General features: G+C 68.8%; 19 protein-coding genes. 18 read left to right on the plus strand and 1 reads right to left on the minus strand.

The features are described from left to right. Nucleotides 1-12: 12 nt before the first annotated feature. The 10 genes from DYE07_RS10840 to DYE07_RS10880 all read left to right on the plus strand — a co-directional run bounded on the left by DYE07_RS10840 (nt 13) and on the right by DYE07_RS10880 (nt 8,320). Complete coding sequence (locus DYE07_RS10840) at nt 13-111, plus strand: 30S ribosomal protein bS22 (RefSeq protein ID WP_003792170.1); 99 nt, start codon at nt 13-15, stop codon at nt 109-111. Nucleotides 112-196: 85 nt separating this feature from the next. Beyond that, nucleotides 197-499, plus strand: a complete 303-nt coding sequence (locus DYE07_RS10845) for a glutaredoxin family protein (protein ID WP_006944000.1) — start codon at nt 197-199, stop codon at nt 497-499. 196 nt (nt 500-695) lie between these two features. Beyond that, nucleotides 696-1,370, plus strand: a complete 675-nt coding sequence (locus DYE07_RS10850; protein WP_115296971.1) for a redox-sensing transcriptional repressor Rex — start codon at nt 696-698, stop codon at nt 1,368-1,370. Next, on the plus strand, nt 1,367-2,668 hold the full coding sequence (locus DYE07_RS10855) for a glutamyl-tRNA reductase (protein WP_115296972.1): 1,302 nt from the start codon (nt 1,367-1,369) through the stop codon (nt 2,666-2,668). Before DYE07_RS10850 ends, DYE07_RS10855 begins: the two co-directional genes overlap by 4 nt. Next, entirely contained in the window at nt 2,665-3,648 is a 984-nt protein-coding gene (gene hemC, locus DYE07_RS10860; RefSeq protein WP_062255978.1) for a hydroxymethylbilane synthase, read from the plus strand. Before DYE07_RS10855 ends, hemC begins: the two co-directional genes overlap by 4 nt. Next, a complete protein-coding gene (locus DYE07_RS10865) occupies nt 3,645-5,294 on the plus strand; it encodes a bifunctional uroporphyrinogen-III C-methyltransferase/uroporphyrinogen-III synthase (protein WP_062255976.1) in 1,650 nt (549 codons plus the stop codon). Before hemC ends, DYE07_RS10865 begins: the two co-directional genes overlap by 4 nt. Next, on the plus strand, nt 5,294-6,259 hold the full coding sequence (gene hemB, locus DYE07_RS10870) for a porphobilinogen synthase (protein ID WP_006943473.1): 966 nt from the start codon (nt 5,294-5,296) through the stop codon (nt 6,257-6,259). The genes DYE07_RS10865 and hemB overlap by 1 nt, the downstream gene beginning before the upstream one ends. 482 nt (nt 6,260-6,741) lie before the next feature. After that, complete coding sequence (locus DYE07_RS10875) at nt 6,742-7,362, plus strand: superoxide dismutase (RefSeq protein WP_074040222.1); 621 nt, start codon at nt 6,742-6,744, stop codon at nt 7,360-7,362. A 212-nt stretch (nt 7,363-7,574) separates the two neighbouring features. After that, on the plus strand, nt 7,575-7,739 hold the full coding sequence (locus DYE07_RS14530) for a hypothetical protein (RefSeq protein WP_172462993.1): 165 nt from the start codon (nt 7,575-7,577) through the stop codon (nt 7,737-7,739). Further along, the gene (locus DYE07_RS10880; protein ID WP_006943691.1) at nt 7,736-8,320 is read left to right on the plus strand and encodes a putative endonuclease domain-containing protein; all 585 of its coding nucleotides are present in this window, start codon (nt 7,736-7,738) and stop codon (nt 8,318-8,320) included. The genes DYE07_RS14530 and DYE07_RS10880 overlap by 4 nt, the downstream gene beginning before the upstream one ends. Before the next feature lie 348 nt (nt 8,321-8,668). Here the strand turns inward: DYE07_RS10880 and DYE07_RS10885 are convergent, their stop codons facing one another. Further along, a complete protein-coding gene (locus DYE07_RS10885) occupies nt 8,669-9,199 on the minus strand; it encodes a YceI family protein (protein ID WP_006943676.1) in 531 nt (176 codons plus the stop codon). 191 nt (nt 9,200-9,390) lie between these two features. On the opposite strand from DYE07_RS10885, the gene DYE07_RS10890 reads away from it, so the two are divergent. The 8 genes from DYE07_RS10890 (at nt 9,391) to DYE07_RS10925 (ending at nt 16,550) form a co-directional block, all read left to right on the plus strand. Continuing rightward, nucleotides 9,391-9,861, plus strand: a complete 471-nt coding sequence (locus DYE07_RS10890; RefSeq protein ID WP_006943685.1) for a MarR family winged helix-turn-helix transcriptional regulator — start codon at nt 9,391-9,393, stop codon at nt 9,859-9,861. 213 nt (nt 9,862-10,074) lie between these two features. After that, nucleotides 10,075-11,400 (plus strand): glutamate-1-semialdehyde 2,1-aminomutase, encoded by a 1,326-nt coding sequence (gene hemL, locus DYE07_RS10895; RefSeq protein ID WP_115297144.1) that lies wholly within the window; start codon nt 10,075-10,077, stop codon nt 11,398-11,400. Beyond that, nucleotides 11,397-12,116 carry a histidine phosphatase family protein gene (locus DYE07_RS10900; RefSeq protein WP_115296973.1) on the plus strand — a complete coding sequence of 240 codons (720 nt, stop codon included), beginning with the start codon at nt 11,397-11,399 and terminating at the stop codon, nt 12,114-12,116. Before hemL ends, DYE07_RS10900 begins: the two co-directional genes overlap by 4 nt. Further along, on the plus strand, nt 12,113-12,715 hold the full coding sequence (locus DYE07_RS10905; RefSeq protein WP_006943681.1) for a TlpA family protein disulfide reductase: 603 nt from the start codon (nt 12,113-12,115) through the stop codon (nt 12,713-12,715). Before DYE07_RS10900 ends, DYE07_RS10905 begins: the two co-directional genes overlap by 4 nt. After that, nucleotides 12,712-13,470 (plus strand): cytochrome c biogenesis CcdA family protein, encoded by a 759-nt coding sequence (locus tag DYE07_RS10910; RefSeq protein WP_006943620.1) that lies wholly within the window; start codon nt 12,712-12,714, stop codon nt 13,468-13,470. The genes DYE07_RS10905 and DYE07_RS10910 overlap by 4 nt, the downstream gene beginning before the upstream one ends. Continuing rightward, nucleotides 13,470-15,215 carry a cytochrome c biogenesis protein ResB gene (resB, locus tag DYE07_RS10915; protein WP_115296974.1) on the plus strand — a complete coding sequence of 582 codons (1,746 nt, stop codon included), beginning with the start codon at nt 13,470-13,472 and terminating at the stop codon, nt 15,213-15,215. Before DYE07_RS10910 ends, resB begins: the two co-directional genes overlap by 1 nt. Continuing rightward, nucleotides 15,212-16,294, plus strand: a complete 1,083-nt coding sequence (ccsB, locus tag DYE07_RS10920; protein WP_337905404.1) for a c-type cytochrome biogenesis protein CcsB — start codon at nt 15,212-15,214, stop codon at nt 16,292-16,294. Before resB ends, ccsB begins: the two co-directional genes overlap by 4 nt. Nucleotides 16,295-16,301: 7 nt before the next feature. Then, on the plus strand, nt 16,302-16,550 hold the full coding sequence (locus tag DYE07_RS10925) for a DUF4229 domain-containing protein (protein ID WP_006943689.1): 249 nt from the start codon (nt 16,302-16,304) through the stop codon (nt 16,548-16,550). The last annotated feature ends 45 nt before the right edge of the window (nt 16,551-16,595 follow it).

Genomic DNA, 16,595 nt, shown 5'->3' on the forward strand with positions numbered 1-16,595 from the left:
AACGGTTCACTCATGGGCTCCGTCATCAAGAAGCGCCGCAAGCGCATGGCCAAGAAGAAGCACCGCAAGCTGCTTCGCAAGACGCGTCACCAGCGTCGCAACAAGAAGTGACCTGATCACTCTTGACGCTCCAGGTCCCTGCCGCCCCGCGGCAGGGGCCTGTTGCATGCTCGGGGCATGCTCCTAGGCTGATGCGATGAACGTCTCCCCGCTGCGACGCGCTCTCGGGCGCACCCCCGATGATGCTGTGAGAAGAATCACCCTCATCACCAAGCCCGGCTGCCACCTGTGCGACGACGCGCGCGCCGTCGTCGAGAAGGTCGCCGCCGAGACGGGCGCCGAGGTGGAGGAGATCAACATGCTCGAGCAGCCCGATCTCGTCGCGAAGTATGCCGAGCAGATCCCCGTCACGCTGGTCGACGGCAAGCAGCACGACTACTGGCGCGTCGACGAGGATCGGCTGCGCCGCGCCGTCACGGGCGGGCGTCGGCGGAGGTAGGGACCAAGGTCCCGTCGCGTCGAAATGGCCCTCATTCCGCGTCATCACGCGGACGTGAACGACGTCACGCCACTTTGTGCCTCGGTGCACAAGGTCTAAGCTCGGGGGGTCCCGCGAACGCCTGTGCGGGCGTTTGGTATACGCGCCCCGCACCGCGAAGTGAGCGCGTGAGCCCCGAGGAAAGGCCGTAGCTGCCGTGAGCACCGAGCACGTAGAGCGCCGGGAGATTCCCGACGCCACCGTGAATCGGCTACCGGTGTATCTACGCGTGCTCAACGAGCGCGCCGCGGTGGGGCAGGAGCGAATCTCCTCCGAGGCGCTCGCCGAGCAGGCCGGGGTCTCCTCCGCCAAGCTGCGCAAGGATCTGTCGGCCCTCGGCTCGTACGGCGTGCGCGGTGTCGGCTACGACATCGTCACCCTCGCCGACCACGTCGCCGGCGCTCTTGGCCTCGAGCGCGAGTGGTCCGTCGCCATCGTCGGCATGGGCAACCTCGGGCGTGCGCTCGCGACGTACGGCGGCATCGGCGTCAAGGGCTTCGACATCAAGTGGCTCATCGACGACGACCCGCGCGTCGTCGGCACGGACGTCGGCGGCCGCGTCATCGTCCCGTTCGAGGCGCTGCGACCCGAGCCGAGGGAGGGCGTCATCGGCATCATCGCGACGCCCGCCACCGCGGCGCAGCAGGTCGCCGACCGCCTCGTCGTCGCCGGTGTGCGCAGCATCCTCAACTTCGCCCCCACCGTCCTGACCGTGCCCGCCGACGTGCAGGTGCGCGGCGTCGACATGGCGGGCGAACTCCAGATCCTCGCGTTCCGTGAGCAGCACTCACGCCTCGCCCGCTCTCGCACCACGAAGGAGCTCCTGGCATGAGCGTCATCGTCCTCGGCCTGTCCCACCGCTCGGCGCCACTCGCCGTGCTGGAGCGCGCCTCTCTCGACCCCGCAGGTCAGCAGGCGCTGCTCGAGCGGCTGCTCACGGGGGAGAACGTCGACGAGCCGATCGTGCTGTCGACGTGCAACCGCGTCGAGGTGTACGCCGATGCGACGACGTTCCACGGCGCCGTCACCGAGATCGGTGAGGCGCTCGCTGCCGCGACGGGTGTCGGCCTCGGCGAGCTGCGTGAACACCTCTATGTCCACTTCGACGAACGCGCCGTCGCGCACCTGTTCAACGTCGCCGCCGGCCTCGACTCACTCGCGGTGGGGGAGAGCCAGATCCTCGCCCAGCTGCGCGAGAGCCTGCGCGAGGGGCAGCGCTCCGGGCGCATCGGCCCCGTCATGTCGCGGCTCGTGCAGCAGGCGCTGCGCGTCGGCAAGCGCGTGCACTCCGAGACGGGCATCGACACCGTCAGCCGCTCCCTCGTCGAGCGCGCCCTCGACCTGTCGGGCAACATGCTCGGCGACCTGACGGGTGTGCGCGCCGTCGTCGTCGGGGCGGGCGCCATGAGCTCCCTCGCCACCCACACGCTCGTGCGTCACGGTCTTGGCGGGGTGACGGTCGTCAACCGCACGTTCGACGCCGCCCGCCGCCTCGCCGACGCCGCCGGCTGCGCCGCGCGCCCCATCGACGAACTGCCCGACGCCCTCGCCGCCGCCGACCTCGTCGTGTCGTGCACCGGCGCTGTCGGCCACGTCATCGACGCGACGCTCGCGGCTCGCGCGAATCCTGAAGGGCGCCCCCAGGTCTACGTCGACCTCGCGCTGCCGCGCGACGTCGCCGACGAGGTCTCCTGCGTGCGCGGCGTCGCCGTGCTCGGCCTCGGCGACCTCGGCCCGCAGGTCGAGGGCGAGCCCGGCGCGGAGGCGGAGATCAAGGCCGTCCAGGACCTCGTGACGAGCGAGGTCGCCGCCTACGTCGTCGCGCGCCGCGCCGAGCGCGTCGCCCCGACCGTCGCGGCGCTGCGCGCCAACGCCGCCGACATCGTCGCCGCCGAGTTGAGCCGCCTCGACAGCCGCGTCGACCTCGACGAGACGACTCGCGCGCAGGTGCAGCTGACGGTGCACCGCGTCGTCGAGAAACTCCTGCACACGCCCACGGTGCGGGTGAAAGAACTTGCCAGCCAGGGTGGTGCTGTCGGTGAGAGTGATTACGCCGCAGTGCTCTCCGCCCTCTTCGACCTCGACCCCGCGCAGACGCGCGTCGTCACGGTTCCCCCGGAGATGCCATGAACAGCCAAGCAGCCGACGCCGCGCCGATCCGCCTGGGCACCCGACGCAGCCACCTCGCGATGACGCAGTCGACGTGGGTGGCCGAACAGTTGCGCGCGCACGGCCACGCCGTCGAGATCGTCGAGATCACGACCGAGGGCGACGTCAACCGCGCCTCGCTGGCGCAGATGGGCGGCACGGGCGTGTTCGCCGCCGCCATCCGCCGCGCACTGCTCGAGGATGAGGTCGACATGGCCGTGCACTCGCTCAAGGACCTGCCCGTCGCGCCCGAACCGGGCCTCGTGATCGCCGGCATCCCCGTGCGCGAGGACCCGCGCGACGCCCTCGTCGCCCGTGACGGTCTGACGCTCGGCGAACTGCCCGCAGGCGCCGTCGTCGGCACTGGTTCGCCGCGACGTGCCGCGCAGCTGCAGGCGCTCGGGCTCGGCTTCGAGATCCGCGACATCCGCGGCAACATCGACACGCGCATGGGCTACGTGACGAGCGGAGAACTCGACGGCGTCATCCTGGCGCGCGCCGGGCTGACGCGTGTCGAACGCACCGGCGCCATCAGCGAGACGATCGACCCGCTGCAGATGCTGCCCGCCCCCGGCCAGGGCGCGCTCGGGCTCGAATGCCGCGAGGGTGACGCACGCGTCATCGCCGCGCTCGCGGAGCTCGACGACGCCGACACGCGCGCCGCCGTCACCGCCGAGCGCGCCGTGCTCGGCGCCCTCGAAGCCGGCTGCGCGGCACCCGTCGGCGCGCTCGCGGAGATCGTCGAAGAGCCCGACGGCTCGCTCGAGATCTCACTGCGCGCCTTCGTCGGTGCGCCCGACGGTTCGTTCGAGCTGCGCCGCAGCGACGTTGGCTCCTACGACAACCCGGCCGCCGTCGGGGAGGCGCTCGCCCGCACGCTGCTCGACGACGGCGCGGGCGCAGTGATCCCGCCGCGCGAGGCACCGAATCCCACGACGAGCACGAAGGAGGCAGGCGCATGAGCACCGACCAGCACCACGCGAGGGTGGCCTTCGTCGGCGCGGGCCCGGGCGACCCGGGCCTGTTGACGATGCGCGCCGCGCGCCTCATCGAGAACGCGGACGCGGTGATCTTCGACCAGATCTGCGGTGAGCGCTTCGTCGCGCCGTTCGTGCGCGACGAGGTCGAACTCGTCGACGCCGGCTACGGCGACGCGGGCGCGCAGCTCACCACCGCGAGCCGCGCGAAGCTCGTCGTCAAGACTGCGAAATCCGTTGCAGCGCAGCATGATGACGCCGACAGCTCGGCTCGAGGTGGCGAGCAGCCGCTCGTCGTGCGCCTCATGGACGGCGACCCGTCGACGTTCCACGGCCTCGCCGAAGAAGCGCTCGCGTGCTCCAAGGCGGGCATCGACTTCGAGATCGTCCCGGGCGTCTCGGCCGTCTCCGCGGTGCCCGCGTACGCGGGCGTGCCGCTGACGGACGCGAAGGCGCGCACCGTCCACGTCGTCACCGCAGGCGACCCGAAGATCGACTGGGCGCGTTCGATCGACGCGTGCATCACCGTCGTCGTGCTCGGCCAGGCCGACGCGCTCAAGACGTCGCTGTGCGAACTGCGTGAGGCCGGCCGACGGGGCAACACGCCCGTCGCGCTGACGGAGAACGGCACGACGATCACGCAGTCGACGGTGACGACGACGCTGGACGAGGTGCCCGCCGTGCTCAAGCGATCCTCGTTCGACGGGCCCGTCATGGCGATCGTCGGCTCGACGGTCGCGCACCGCGACCTGCTGTCGTGGTGGGAGAACAAGCCGCTGTTCGGTTGGAACGTGCTCGTACCGCGCACGAAGGAGCAGTCGGGTTCGATGATCGAGCGTCTCGCGACGCACGGCGCAACGAGCACCGTCGTGCCGACGATCAGCGTCGAACCGCCGCGCACGCCGCAGCAGATGGAGAAGGCCGTCAAGGGCCTCGTCACGGGGCGCTACGAGTGGGTCGGATTCACGTCCGTCAACGCCGTGCGCGCCGTGCGCGAGAAGTTCGCCGAGTTCGGGCTCGACGTGCGCGCGTTCGCGGGCGTCAAGATCGCGGCCGTCGGCGGGGTGACGGCGAACGCGCTGCGCGAGTGGGGCCTCGAGGCCGACCTGACGCCGTCGGGTGAGCAGTCGGCACAGGGTCTGCTCGAGGTGTGGGCCGACTACGACGAGGATCTCGACCCGATCAACCGCGTCTTCCTGCCGCGCGCCGACATCGCGACGGACACGCTCGTCGCGGGCCTCGAGGAGATGGGCTGGGAGGTCGACGACGTCACCGCGTACCGCACGGTGCGCGCGGCCCCGCCCGCGCCGGAGGTGCGTGAGGCGATCAAGTCGGGCAAGTTCGACGCCGTGTGCTTCACGTCGAGTTCGACGGTACGCAACCTCGTCGGCATCGCCGGCAAGCCGCACACGTCGACCGTCGTCGCGTGCATCGGCCCGGCGACGGCGAAGACCGCCGAGGAGCACGGGCTGCGCGTCGACGTCGTCGCGCCCGAGGCGTCGGCGGCGTCCCTCGTCGACGCTCTCGCCGGCTACGGCCGGTCGCTGGCCCACGAGGCCGCGGAGTCTGGGGAGAAGGTACGCCGCCCGAGCGATCGACGCGGGGCGGCCCGACGAAAGGTGAAGGCCTGATGGGTAGCTACGATCTGACGCACCGTCCGCGGCGGCTGCGCACGTCGCCGGTGATGCGCGACATGGTCGCCGAGACGGTCGTCTCGCCGTCCGACCTCATCCTGCCGGTGTTCGTGCGCGAGAACGCTTCGGAGAACACGCCGATCGCGTCGATGCCGGGCGTCGTGCAGCACACGCTCGACTCGCTCGTCGCGGAGGCGAAGCGCGCGCGTGACGCCGGCATCGCAGGCGTCATGCTGTTCGGCGTGCCGGAGTCGAAGGACGCCGTGGGTTCGGGTGCGCTCGATCCTGACGGCATCCTCAACGTCGGGCTGCGTGCCGTGCGTGACGCCGTGGGTGACGACCTGCTCGTCATGGGTGATCTGTGCCTCGACGAGTTCACCGACCATGGTCACTGCGGGGTTCTCGACGACGCGGGTCGGGTCGACAACGACGCGACGCTCGACGTGTACGCGCAGATGGCGGTGGCGCAGGCGCAGGCCGGTGCGCATGTGCTCGCGCCGAGCGGCATGATGGACGGCCAGATCGGTGTCATCCGTGCGGCGCTCGATCTGTCGGGGCACGACGACGTCGCCGTCATGGCGTACTCGGCGAAGTACGCGTCGGCGGCGTACGGCCCGTTCCGTGAGGCCGTGCAGAGTTCGTTGCAGGGTGATCGCGCGACGTATCAGCAGGATCCGCGCAACCGCACCGAGTCGTTGCGTGAGGCGATGCTCGACGAGGAGCAGGGCGCCGACATTCTCATGGTGAAGCCCGCGCTGCCGTACCTGGACGTGTTGTCGGACGTCGCGGCTGCCGCGACGGTGCCGGTCGCGGCGTATCAGGTGTCGGGTGAGATGGCGATGATCGAGGCGGCTGCAGCGAACGGTTGGATCGATCGTGAGCGCATGATCCGCGAGTCGTTGACGTGCATCAAGCGTGCCGGCGCGTCGATCATCTTGACGTACTACGCGCTGACGATCTAGCTCGGTGGGGCCTGAGCTTGCGAAGGTTCCAGCGAGCGTTGAGGAAGCGCGTCAAAAAAATCGTGCGATGGCGATCTGGCTCGGTGGGGCCTGAGCTTGCGAAGGTTCCAGCGAGCGTTGAGGAAGCGCGTCAAAAAAATCGTGCGATGGCGATCTGGCTCGGTGGGGCCTGAGCTTGCGAAGGTTCCAGCGAGCGTTGAGGAAGCGCGTCAAAAAAATCGTGCGCTGGCGATCTGGCTCGGTGGGGCCTGAGCTTGCGAAGGTTTTAACGAGCGTTGAGTAAGCGCGTCAAAAGATCGTGCGCTGGCGATCTGACGCGTGCTGACGACCGATCGGGCGCCCAGCCCATCGCGTCACGCATGACGAGAGGCCACGAGTTGTTGCTCGTGGCCTCTCGCGCTTCCCGTCCCAGGTGCGACTGTATCGCATCTGACGAGGTATGCCTTAGTTGCGACTTCGTCGCAGGTGGATAGCGTGGGGTCATGGCTGACTACTCGCTCCCGGAACTTCCCTACGACTACGCAGCTCTCGAGCCCTACATCTCGGGCGAGATCATGGAGTTGCACCACGACAAGCACCACGCGACGTACGTCAAGGGCATCAACACGGCCGTCGACCAGCTGTCGGAGATGCGTGACAAGGAGGAGTTCACGTTCCTCGGCACGCTGGAGAAGAACCTGGCGTTCCACCTCGGTGGCCACGTCAATCACTCGGTGTTCTGGACGAACATGTCGCCTGACGGTGGTGACAAGCCCGTTGGTGATCTCGCGGCTCGTATCGACGCCGACTTCGGTTCGCTCGACAAGTTCCGCGCGCAGTTCGAGGCCAACGCCCTCGGTGTGCAGGGTGCCGGCTGGTCGGTGCTGACGTGGGACATGGTCGCGCAGAAGCTGTACATCGTTCAGCACTTCGACCACCAGGGCAACGTGCCGATCTGCATGGTTCCGCTGCTCATGCTCGACATGTGGGAGCACTCCTACTACCTGCAGTACAAGAACGACAAGGCGACGTTCGTCAAGCAGTGGTGGAACATCGTCAACTGGGCTGACGTGCAGGCGCGTTTCGAGAAGGCGTCGAAGCAGACGCCCGGTCTCATCGTCTGACCGCTGCATCAGTCATCGACGCAAGGGTTGAGGAGGTTCGCGCTCCAGGGGGGGCGCGAACCTCCTCAACCCTTGTCGGCGTCTGCGGCTGTCATTCCCGGCGGTGACGATCGTGGGCGTCATCGTGAGGTGGGGGAGGCCCCAGGGTGGGCCGGCGTCGATGGCGCCGGGCGCGGCGCGCGCGTCAGGCTGGATCCATGACTGTGGAGCGAGTGAGTGCAACGCAGGTGGCGGCTGACCTGGCCGTGGCCTCGTGCGGCGTCGTCGGCCGCGTTCAGTTGCGCGAGCGAGGCGTCGAGCGTCACTACGTGCGTACGCTCGTGCGCCGGGATGCTGCGGGCCCGCGAAAGGCGCGGTTCGGCCTGGCGACGGCGTGAGTGAGCATCGTGTTCGCCACGTGCCGCCGCTGCACGCCCCTCCCGTTCCGCGAGCGCGCGAGGACGTCGCAGCCATTCGTGCCGCCTCTTTCGCCGCCACGGATCACGCGGCCGGGGCGCTGCTCGCGATGACGGTGCAACAGCGCCTCACCACACCTGAGTGGCTCTCTACGGCGTCGCAGATGCACCCCACGCTGCGGCGACGACGTGCCATCGCCGGGTTCATCCGCGACATCGGCGGTGGGTCGCAATCCATCGACGAACTCGCCTTCGTCGCGCACCCGCGTCGACGCCGGTCTCCACTGCCGGATCGTCAGGTCGTGCGCCAGGGCCCCGACGGGGGCTGGTACCTCGATGCACGCTGGAACGCCGACGGCCGCGTCGCCGAGATCGACGGCGCACACCACCAGGGCGGCGCCAACCCGATCACCGACGCACTGCGGCAGAACGCCGTCGCCCTCCACGGCGATCGCGTCCTGCGCGTTCCCGACATCGGCCTGCGCAGCGACCCTGATGCGTTCCTCGACCAGATCGAAGCCGCACTCATCGACGCAGGGGTTGTGGAGGTTCGTGCTCCATGAAGCACGAACCTCCACAACCCCTGTGGTTGCTTGATCGTCGTCAGGCCTTTTTCCGGGCCTGACTCCTCAACGCTCGCTTCGGCAGGATCCTCGCATGACATGCGCGTTCGTCCGCGCCGCGCTCGACGAATACGACGCTGCGGTCCTACCTACGCTCGCTTGATCGTCGTCAGGCCTTTTTCCGGGCCTGACTCCTCAACGCTCGCTTCGGCAGGATCCTCGCTTGACATGCGCGGTCGTCCGCGCCCGGCGCGGGTGAAGCCATCCTCGCTTCGCTGCCGTGACTCCACCCGCGCCGTGCTCGACGAACACGACGCTGCGGTCCTACCTACGCTCGCTTGATCGTCGTCAGGCCTTCGTGAACTCGAGGTCGAGGTTGATCTTGATCTTCTCGCTGATCAGGACGCCGCCACCGTCGAGGGGAGCGTTGAACGTCATGCCGAAGTCGTTGCGGTTGATCTCACCCGACGCCTCGAAACCGGCGCGCGTGGCGCCCCACGGGTCGGTCGCGACACCGTTGAAGTCGTACGAGAACGTGACGGGCTTCGTCACATCCTTGATCGTCAGGTCACCCGTGATCTCGTCGTCCGTGATCTGCGTGGCCTTGAACGTCATCGTCGGGTAGGTCTCGACGTCGAAGAAGTCGCCCGACTTGACGTGCGCATCACGGTCGGCGTTGCCCGTGTCGACCGACGCGGTCTGCACCGTGAACTCGACGCTCGAATCCGAGATCGGGTCGGCGGCGACGACCGTTGCCGAGTAGTCGGTGAACTTGCCGCGCACCTTCGTCACCATGAGGTGACGGGCGACGAACGAGATCTCCGTGTGCGCCGGGTCGATGTTCCAGGTGCCGGCGGGGAGGGTGTTGAGGGAGGCCATGACGAGCCCCTTTCCTTCAGATCGTTGATGGGCGATGCACTCACCGTAGCGGAGTGTTGTTGAATTTTAAACTACATGCCCGGGGGTGCGTATTCCATTCCACACCCCAACAGGGGGTTCGTGTGGAACTGACGCTGAACACCGGGAATACTGGCTCTGTTGAGGAATCGGTTGCAGGAGAGGCGAGTAGCGTGACGCGAGGTGGCGAGACGGCGTGGTTGAGCGAGTCCGAGCAGGCTGCGTGGCGCCACTACCTGCGCGGCGCGCGGGCGCTCGAGACGGCGCTCGATCGTGAACTGCTCGCCCACGGCATGTCGCTGGCCGAGTACGAGATCCTCTCGATGCTCTCCGAATCGGAGGGTCGGCGCCTGCGCATGAGTGCGCTCGCGACCATCGTCGTGCAGTCACGCAGTCGGCTGACGCACACCGCCAACCGCCTCGAACGGCGCGGCTGGGTCGAGCGTCAGCCCTGCCTCGACGACTCGCGCGGCGTCGAACTCGTCCTCACCGAGGACGGGCTGCAGGCCCTGCACGAGGCAGCCAAGGTGCACGTCGCGAGTGTGCGCGCCTTCATGGTCGACGTGATGCCCGCGCGTCAGTTCGCGAGCCTCGGGGATGCCATGCGCCGCGTCGGCGAGGCCGTCGAGGCCAGCGAGCGCTGACGACCGGAGCACGCCACCACCCCGCGCACGGTGTGTCGAGGCACCACCTGCCACGCCCGGAGCGAGGAGTATGACGGGACGTTCCCTGCGACGGCGCGCACCGGCCGTCCCCGTCGCGGGTGCGACGACGCGACGCTGCTGTGGTAAGCCTCACGGGCCGTGAGGGGGCCGGCGTGGAGGGGGTTGTCAGTGCGCGATGGAACAATGATGCGCATGAGCCAGAACACCTCGACGTCTCAGGCATTGCTCGATCACGCCCGCTCGGTCACCCCAGGCGGCGTCAACTCCCCGGTGCGGGCGTTCCGCGCCGTCGGCGGCACGCCGCGCTTCATCCGTGAGGCGAAGGGGCCGTGGCTGACGGACGTCGACGGCAACCGTTACGTCGACCTCATCTGCTCGTGGGGGCCGATGATCCTCGGCCACGCCGACCCGCGCGTCATGGACGCGGTGCAGCAGGCCGCGTCGCACGGGTTCAGCTTCGGCACGCCGAGCGAGAACGAGGTGGCGCTCGCCACCGAGATCGTCAGCCGCGTCGAGCCGGTCGAGCAGGTACGCCTCGTCTCCTCCGGCACCGAGGCCACGATGTCGGCCATCCGTCTCGCCCGCGGCGCGACGCAGCGCAGCAAGATCATCAAGTTCGCAGGGTGCTACCACGGCCACGTCGACGCGCTGCTCGCCGCCGCCGGCTCCGGCCTCGCGACGTTCGCCCTGCCCGACTCGGCCGGCGTCCCCGCCTCGAGTGCGGGAGAGACGATCGTGCTGCCGTACAACGACGTCGACGCGCTCGACGCGGCCTTCGCCGAGCACGGTGACGAGGTCGCCGCCGTCATCACCGAGGCCTCGCCGGGCAACATGGGCGTCGTGCCGCCGGCGCCCGGTTTTACGAAGGCGCTGCGCGACATCACCACGAAGCACGGCGCTCTGCTCATCTCCGACGAGGTGATGACGGGCTTCCGCTGCTCCGCGGCCGGCTGGTTCGGTCACGAGGGTCAGCAGGGTGAGACGGCGCCCGATCTGTTCACGTTCGGCAAGGTCATGGGCGGCGGCTTCCCGGCTGCCGCGTTCGGTGGGCGTCGCGACCTCATGGAGCTGCTCGCACCCGACGGCCCCGTCTACCAGGCGGGCACCCTCGCCGGTAACCCGATCGCGACGGCCGCCGGCCTCGCGACGCTGCAGGCCTGCACGCCGGAGGTCTACGCGCACCTCGACCTCGTCGCACACACGATCGCCGATGCGGCCTCGAGCGAGCTGACGAAGGCCGGCGTCCCGCACCAGGTGCAGTGGGCGAGTTCGATGTTCTCGATCTTCTTCACCGACGAGGCCGTGACGAACTACGACGGCGCCAAGAAACAGGACATCCATGCCTTCGCCCGCTTCTTCGACGCGATGCTCGCCCAGGGCGTGCACCTGCCGCCGTCGTCGTTCGAGGCCTGGTTCGTCTCCGCGAGTCACGACGACGAGGCCGTCGCGCACATCGTCGAAGCGCTGCCGACCGCGGCGCGCGCCGCGGCGTCCACAGACTCGGCTGCGACACTGTGAGCATGTCCGAGCACGCCACCTCCGATCCGTCGCGGACGCCGCAGCCGTCGCTCGCTGCCGTCAGCGAGCCGCGGGTGCCCGTCACGACGCTCGTGCACCTCGTGCGCCACGGCGAGGTCCACAACCCCGAGAAGGTGTTGTACGGGCGCCTCGATGGATACCACCTCTCTGAGCTCGGGCACGAGATGGCCGAGTTGACGAGCCAGTGGTTGGCGCCACGCGACGTCACGCACCTCGTCAGCTCGCCGCTCGAGCGAGCGCAGGAGACGATGGCGCCGATCGCCGACAAGCTCGGTCTGCCCGTCACGCTCGACGAGCGTGTCATCGAGGCAGGCAACGACTTCGAGGGCATGACGGTGGGCTCGAACCCCAAGCAGCTCATGCAGCCGCGCTTCTGGCCGAAGCTCACCAACCCGTTCCGCCCCAGCTGGGGCGAGCCGTACGACGAGATCGCCGCGCGCATGGATGCGGCGATCCGTGATGCTCGTGATGCGGCATCCGGGCACGAGGCCGTCATCGTCAGCCACCAGCTGCCGGTGTGGACGGCGCGTCGTTTCGCCGAGGGCAAGCGCCTGTGGCACGACCCGCGCTCGCGCGAGTGCACGCTCGCGTCGGTGACGACGATCGAGTTCATCGACGATGAGATCACCGACGTGCGCTACACCGAACCCGCCGGCCGGTTGCTCGCCGCCTCGACGAATGCGGTGGGAGCATGAGCAGCAGCATCACCCGGCGCGCCGCCGCCGTCATCGCTGCCGGTGCTCTGACGTTCGGTGCGACGGCGTGCGGTGACGGCAAGAACGACGAGATCAGCAAGCAGGCGCAGGACCAGAAGGGCTACGTCGGCGGCGACGGAACCGTCGAGGAGCTTCCCGCAGCCAAGCGAGACAAGCCCGTCACGTTGAGTGGCAAGCTGCTCGACGGTACCGACTGGAACGTGGAGCAGGCTCGCGGCAAGGTTGTCGTGCTCAACGTCTGGGGCGCCTGGTGCGGCCCGTGCGGGGCCGAGATGCCGCACCTGCAGAAGGCGTGGCAGTCGTACGAGAAGGCGGGCAAGAACGTCGTGTTCATGGGCATCGACCAGCGTGACTCGAACGCCGTCGCCAGTTCGACCCTGAAGAAGTGGGGCGTCACGTACCCGTCCCTGGCCAATGACGACGGCGCCAACCTGCAGGGCCTTCAGCGCAAGGTCTCCGCGACCCCGACGACGCTCGTGCTCGACGCGCAGGGCCGCATCGCCGCGCGCGTCAGTGGGGCGACGACGGAGACGACGGTGCGCAACATGGTCGACAAGGTGCTGGCGGAGAAGGCTTGATCGCGTTGCTCGCGGCGAGCGACTCGCCGAGACAGATCGTCGCGGACGGCGCGTTGCCGCTCGCGATGTTCTTCGCTGCCCTCGCGGGGCTCGTCTCGTTCGCCTCGCCGTGCGTGCTGCCACTCGTACCAGGCTTCCTCGCCTACGTGACGGGCCTGACCGACGAGAAGCGTCGCACCCGCATCATCCTCGGCGCGTGCCTGTTCGTCCTCGGCTTCTCCGTCGTGTTCGTCGGCCTGCAGGCCGCGCTGTCGTTCTTCGTCGACACCGTCGGCGCCCACGACACGCTGCTGCTGCGCGTCGGCGGGGTGTTCGTCATCGTCATGGGCCTGCTGTTCCTCGGCGTGCTCGGCCAGCGCGGATTCACCGTGCGCTGGCGCCCGGCCGCGGGGCTGCTCGGCGCTCCGCTGCTCGGCGCCGTGTTCGCGCTCGGCATGTCGCCGTGCGTCGGGCCGGTCTACGGCGCGATCCTCGCGGCCAACACCGCACTCGGATCGAGCGGTGTCAACGGGCGCGGGTTGCTGCTCACCGCCTGCTACAGCCTGGGCATCGGCATCCCCTTCATTCTCATCGCGGCCGGCTGGAGCCGCGCCGAGCGCGCCTCGAAGTGGTTGCGCGCGCGGCATCGTCCGATCCAGCTCGTCGGCGGCGGCCTCATGATCGCCATCGGCGTGCTCATGGTGACGGGTCTGTGGAACTCGCTCATCGCCGACATCCAGACCCATCTCGTCAATCAGTTCGAACCGGTGATCTAGTGGCCAAGACGTCAGACAACCCCGAACCCGGCGCGTTCCGCGTCGACGACGCTGCTCACGGCGAGGCATCCATGGGCGGTGCGGCGCGCGACGACGTGCCCCGTGACGATGCGGCCGAGGCAGACTCGACGAAGACGTCCTCGCGGGACGATCGGGCGACGGTGACGCAGCCGCGTCTCGGGTTCCTCGGCGGCCTGCGCTGGTTCTGGCGGCAGTTGACGAGCATGCGCACGGCGCTGTTCCTGTTGCTGCTCGTCGCGGTCGGGGCCGTGCCGGGCTCGATCTTCCCGCAGCACTCGATCGACGAGCAGCGTGTCACGCAGTACCGCCTCGATCATCCGGATCTGGCGCCGTGGCTCGACCGGCTCGGCATGTTCAACGTCTACAGCTCGCCGTGGTTCGCCGCCATCTACCTTCTGCTGACTGTGTCGCTCGTCGGCTGCATCATCCCGCGCGTCCGGGTGCACTACAAGGCGATGCGGCAGGGCCCGCCCGCGATGCCCCGCCGCCTCTCACGCCTTCCCGCGCACCGCGAGGTGACGCTCGAGGCGACCCCCGAGCAGGTCATCGCCGCGACGCGTACCGTCCTGCGGCGCAAGCGGTTCGCGCTGCGCAAGGGCACGGGCGAGTTCGAGGTCGCCTCCGAGGGCGGCATGCTGCGCGAGACGGGCAACCTGCTGTTCCACCTCAGCCTCATCGGCATCATCGTCTCGGTCGCGGCCGGGCACGTCTGGGGCTGGCGCGGTGACGTCATCGTCCCCGAGGGCAGCGGTTTCGCCTCGACGCCGTCGCGCTACGACACCCTGAAGCTCGGGCCGTGGGTCGATGCGGAGCAGGACATCCCCGACTGGGCGCTCAAGATGAACACGCTCAAGGTGACGTTCGAGAGCAACGTCGACCCGACGAGCAGCCAGTGGGGTCAACCGCGCGACTTCACCGCCGACGTCGACTACCGGGAGTCGGCGAACAGCGCGTGGAAGAAGGACACGATCAAGGTCAACCACCCGCTGAAGGTGGGAGGCGGCGAGGTGTACCTGCTCGGCAACGGCTACGCCCCGAAGATCACGTTCAAGGACGCGAAGGGCAACGTCCTGTATGACGAATCCACGCCGTTCCTGTCGATCGACAACAAGTACAAGTCGACCGGCGCATTCAAGATCTCGGGCGCCTCACCGAAGCAGATCGGCCTCACCGGCTTCTTCCTGCCGACGGCCTACCTCGACCCGAACCTGGGCCCGAGCTCGGCCTTCCCCGACGCCAAGGCGCCGGCGCTGTACCTCACGGCGTTCACGGGCGACCTGTACCCGAACGGTCGCCCGCAGTCGGTGTTCAGCCTCGACACCGGCACGATGACGCAGCTCAAGGACGAGAAGGGCCAGCCGGTGCGTCTGCAGCTCGCCCTCGGCCAGACGGTGCAGCTGCCGAACAACCTCGGCTCCGTGACGTTCGACGCGGCGCCACGGTGGGCGGGGCTGTCGATCCGTCACGACCCCGGCAAGGGGCCGGCCCTACTGTTCAGCGTCCTCGCACTCGCCGGCCTCGTGCTTTCCCTGACGATCCGTCGTCGGCGCGTGTTCGTCCGCGTCCGTTCCGCTACGGATGGCGACACCGACGCGCGTACAGTGGTTGAGATCGGTGGGCTCGCCAAGGGTGAGGATCCTCGTCTCGCGCTGGCGGTCGACGACATCCTCGAACGCATCAGCCGCGCGGCGGCCCCCACCACGAAGACGACAGGTAAGGCATGATGTCCGCTTTCGCATTCATCGACGAGGCGCACAGCACCCTCGCGCAGAACTCCACGCGCGCCGTGTATGCGGCCGCGCTCGTCCTCACCCTCGCGATGCTCTCGTTCTGCGTCGACCTCGCCCAGGCCCCTGGCCGTCAGGCGCGGGCCGGACGTCGAGGCGCGGCCGATGAGGCTGCTGTCGAGGCCGACGCCATGAGCGCCGAGGCCACGAGCGCCGGCGCGGCAGCGTCGTCGACGGCCAGCGTCGGTGGTGCGACGGCGGTGCTCGAACGCACCCGCGAACGTCGTGACCTCGACGGCGAGGGCACCCCCGACGTCCCGGCCGACGGTCACAAGCGTCAGTGGGCCGGCACCGGCATGGCGCTGACGTGGCTGGGTGCCGCGTTCCTCATCGCGGGCATCGTCATGCGATCGCTCGCCGTGCACCGCCCGCCGCTGGGCAACATGTACGAGTTCGACCTCGCCGGTACCGCGTTCCTGCTCGTGTGCTTCCTGCTGTGGAGCCTGCGAAAGGACGTGCGCTGGCTTGGCGCGTTCGTCACGCTGCCCGCGACGCTGTTCCTCATCCTCGCGGCGAAGGTGTACTACACCGAGGCGAGCAAGCTCATGCCGTCGCTGCAGTCGTACTGGTTGTCGATCCACGTGACGGTCGCGACGCTGTCCGTCGGCCTGTTCACGATCGGCTTCGTCATCACAGCGCTGTACCTCGCCCAGAAGACGCGCGAGGAGAGGGGCAAGAGCGGCGGTTTCCTGCGCTCGCTGCCCGATTCGGAGACCCTCGACCGCCTCGCCTACGGCGTGCACATCATCGCGTTCCCGCTGTGGATGTTCACCGTCCTGTGCGGCGCCATCTGGGCGCAGGAGGCCTGGGGTCACTACTGGAACTGGGACCCGAAGGAAGTGTGGTCGCTCGTCATCTTCATCGTCTACGCGGCCTACCTGCACAGCCGCGTGACGGTCGGGTGGAGCGGACGCAAGGCCGCCGCCGTCGTCCTCGTCGGCTTCGCGTGCATCCTCATCAACTACGGCGTCGTCAACGTGTTCTTCGTCGGCCAGCACTCCTACTCGGGGCTGTGATCGGCTGATGGCACCTGTCGCTCGTTACACCGTTCTGCGCATCCTCGTCTTCTTCGGCTGCGTGTGCCTGGGCTACCTGTGCGGGCTGCGCAGTTTCCTGCTGCTCATCGTCGCGGCGCTCGCGTCGACGGCGATCAGCTTCTTCGCGCTCAACCGCTTCCGTCAGGAGACGGTCGACGTCGTCGAAGATCGCGTCGAGAAGCGTCGTGCCCGTGCGCAGCAGATGCGTGAGGCCGAGGACGTCGAAGAGGACTGATCGACGCTCGATCCGCACCGGGCCCCTGACGGGCCGGGCGTGCTG

This window comes from Dermacoccus nishinomiyaensis (assembly GCF_900447535.1).
Taxonomy (GTDB): domain Bacteria; phylum Actinomycetota; class Actinomycetes; order Actinomycetales; family Dermatophilaceae; genus Dermacoccus; species Dermacoccus nishinomiyaensis.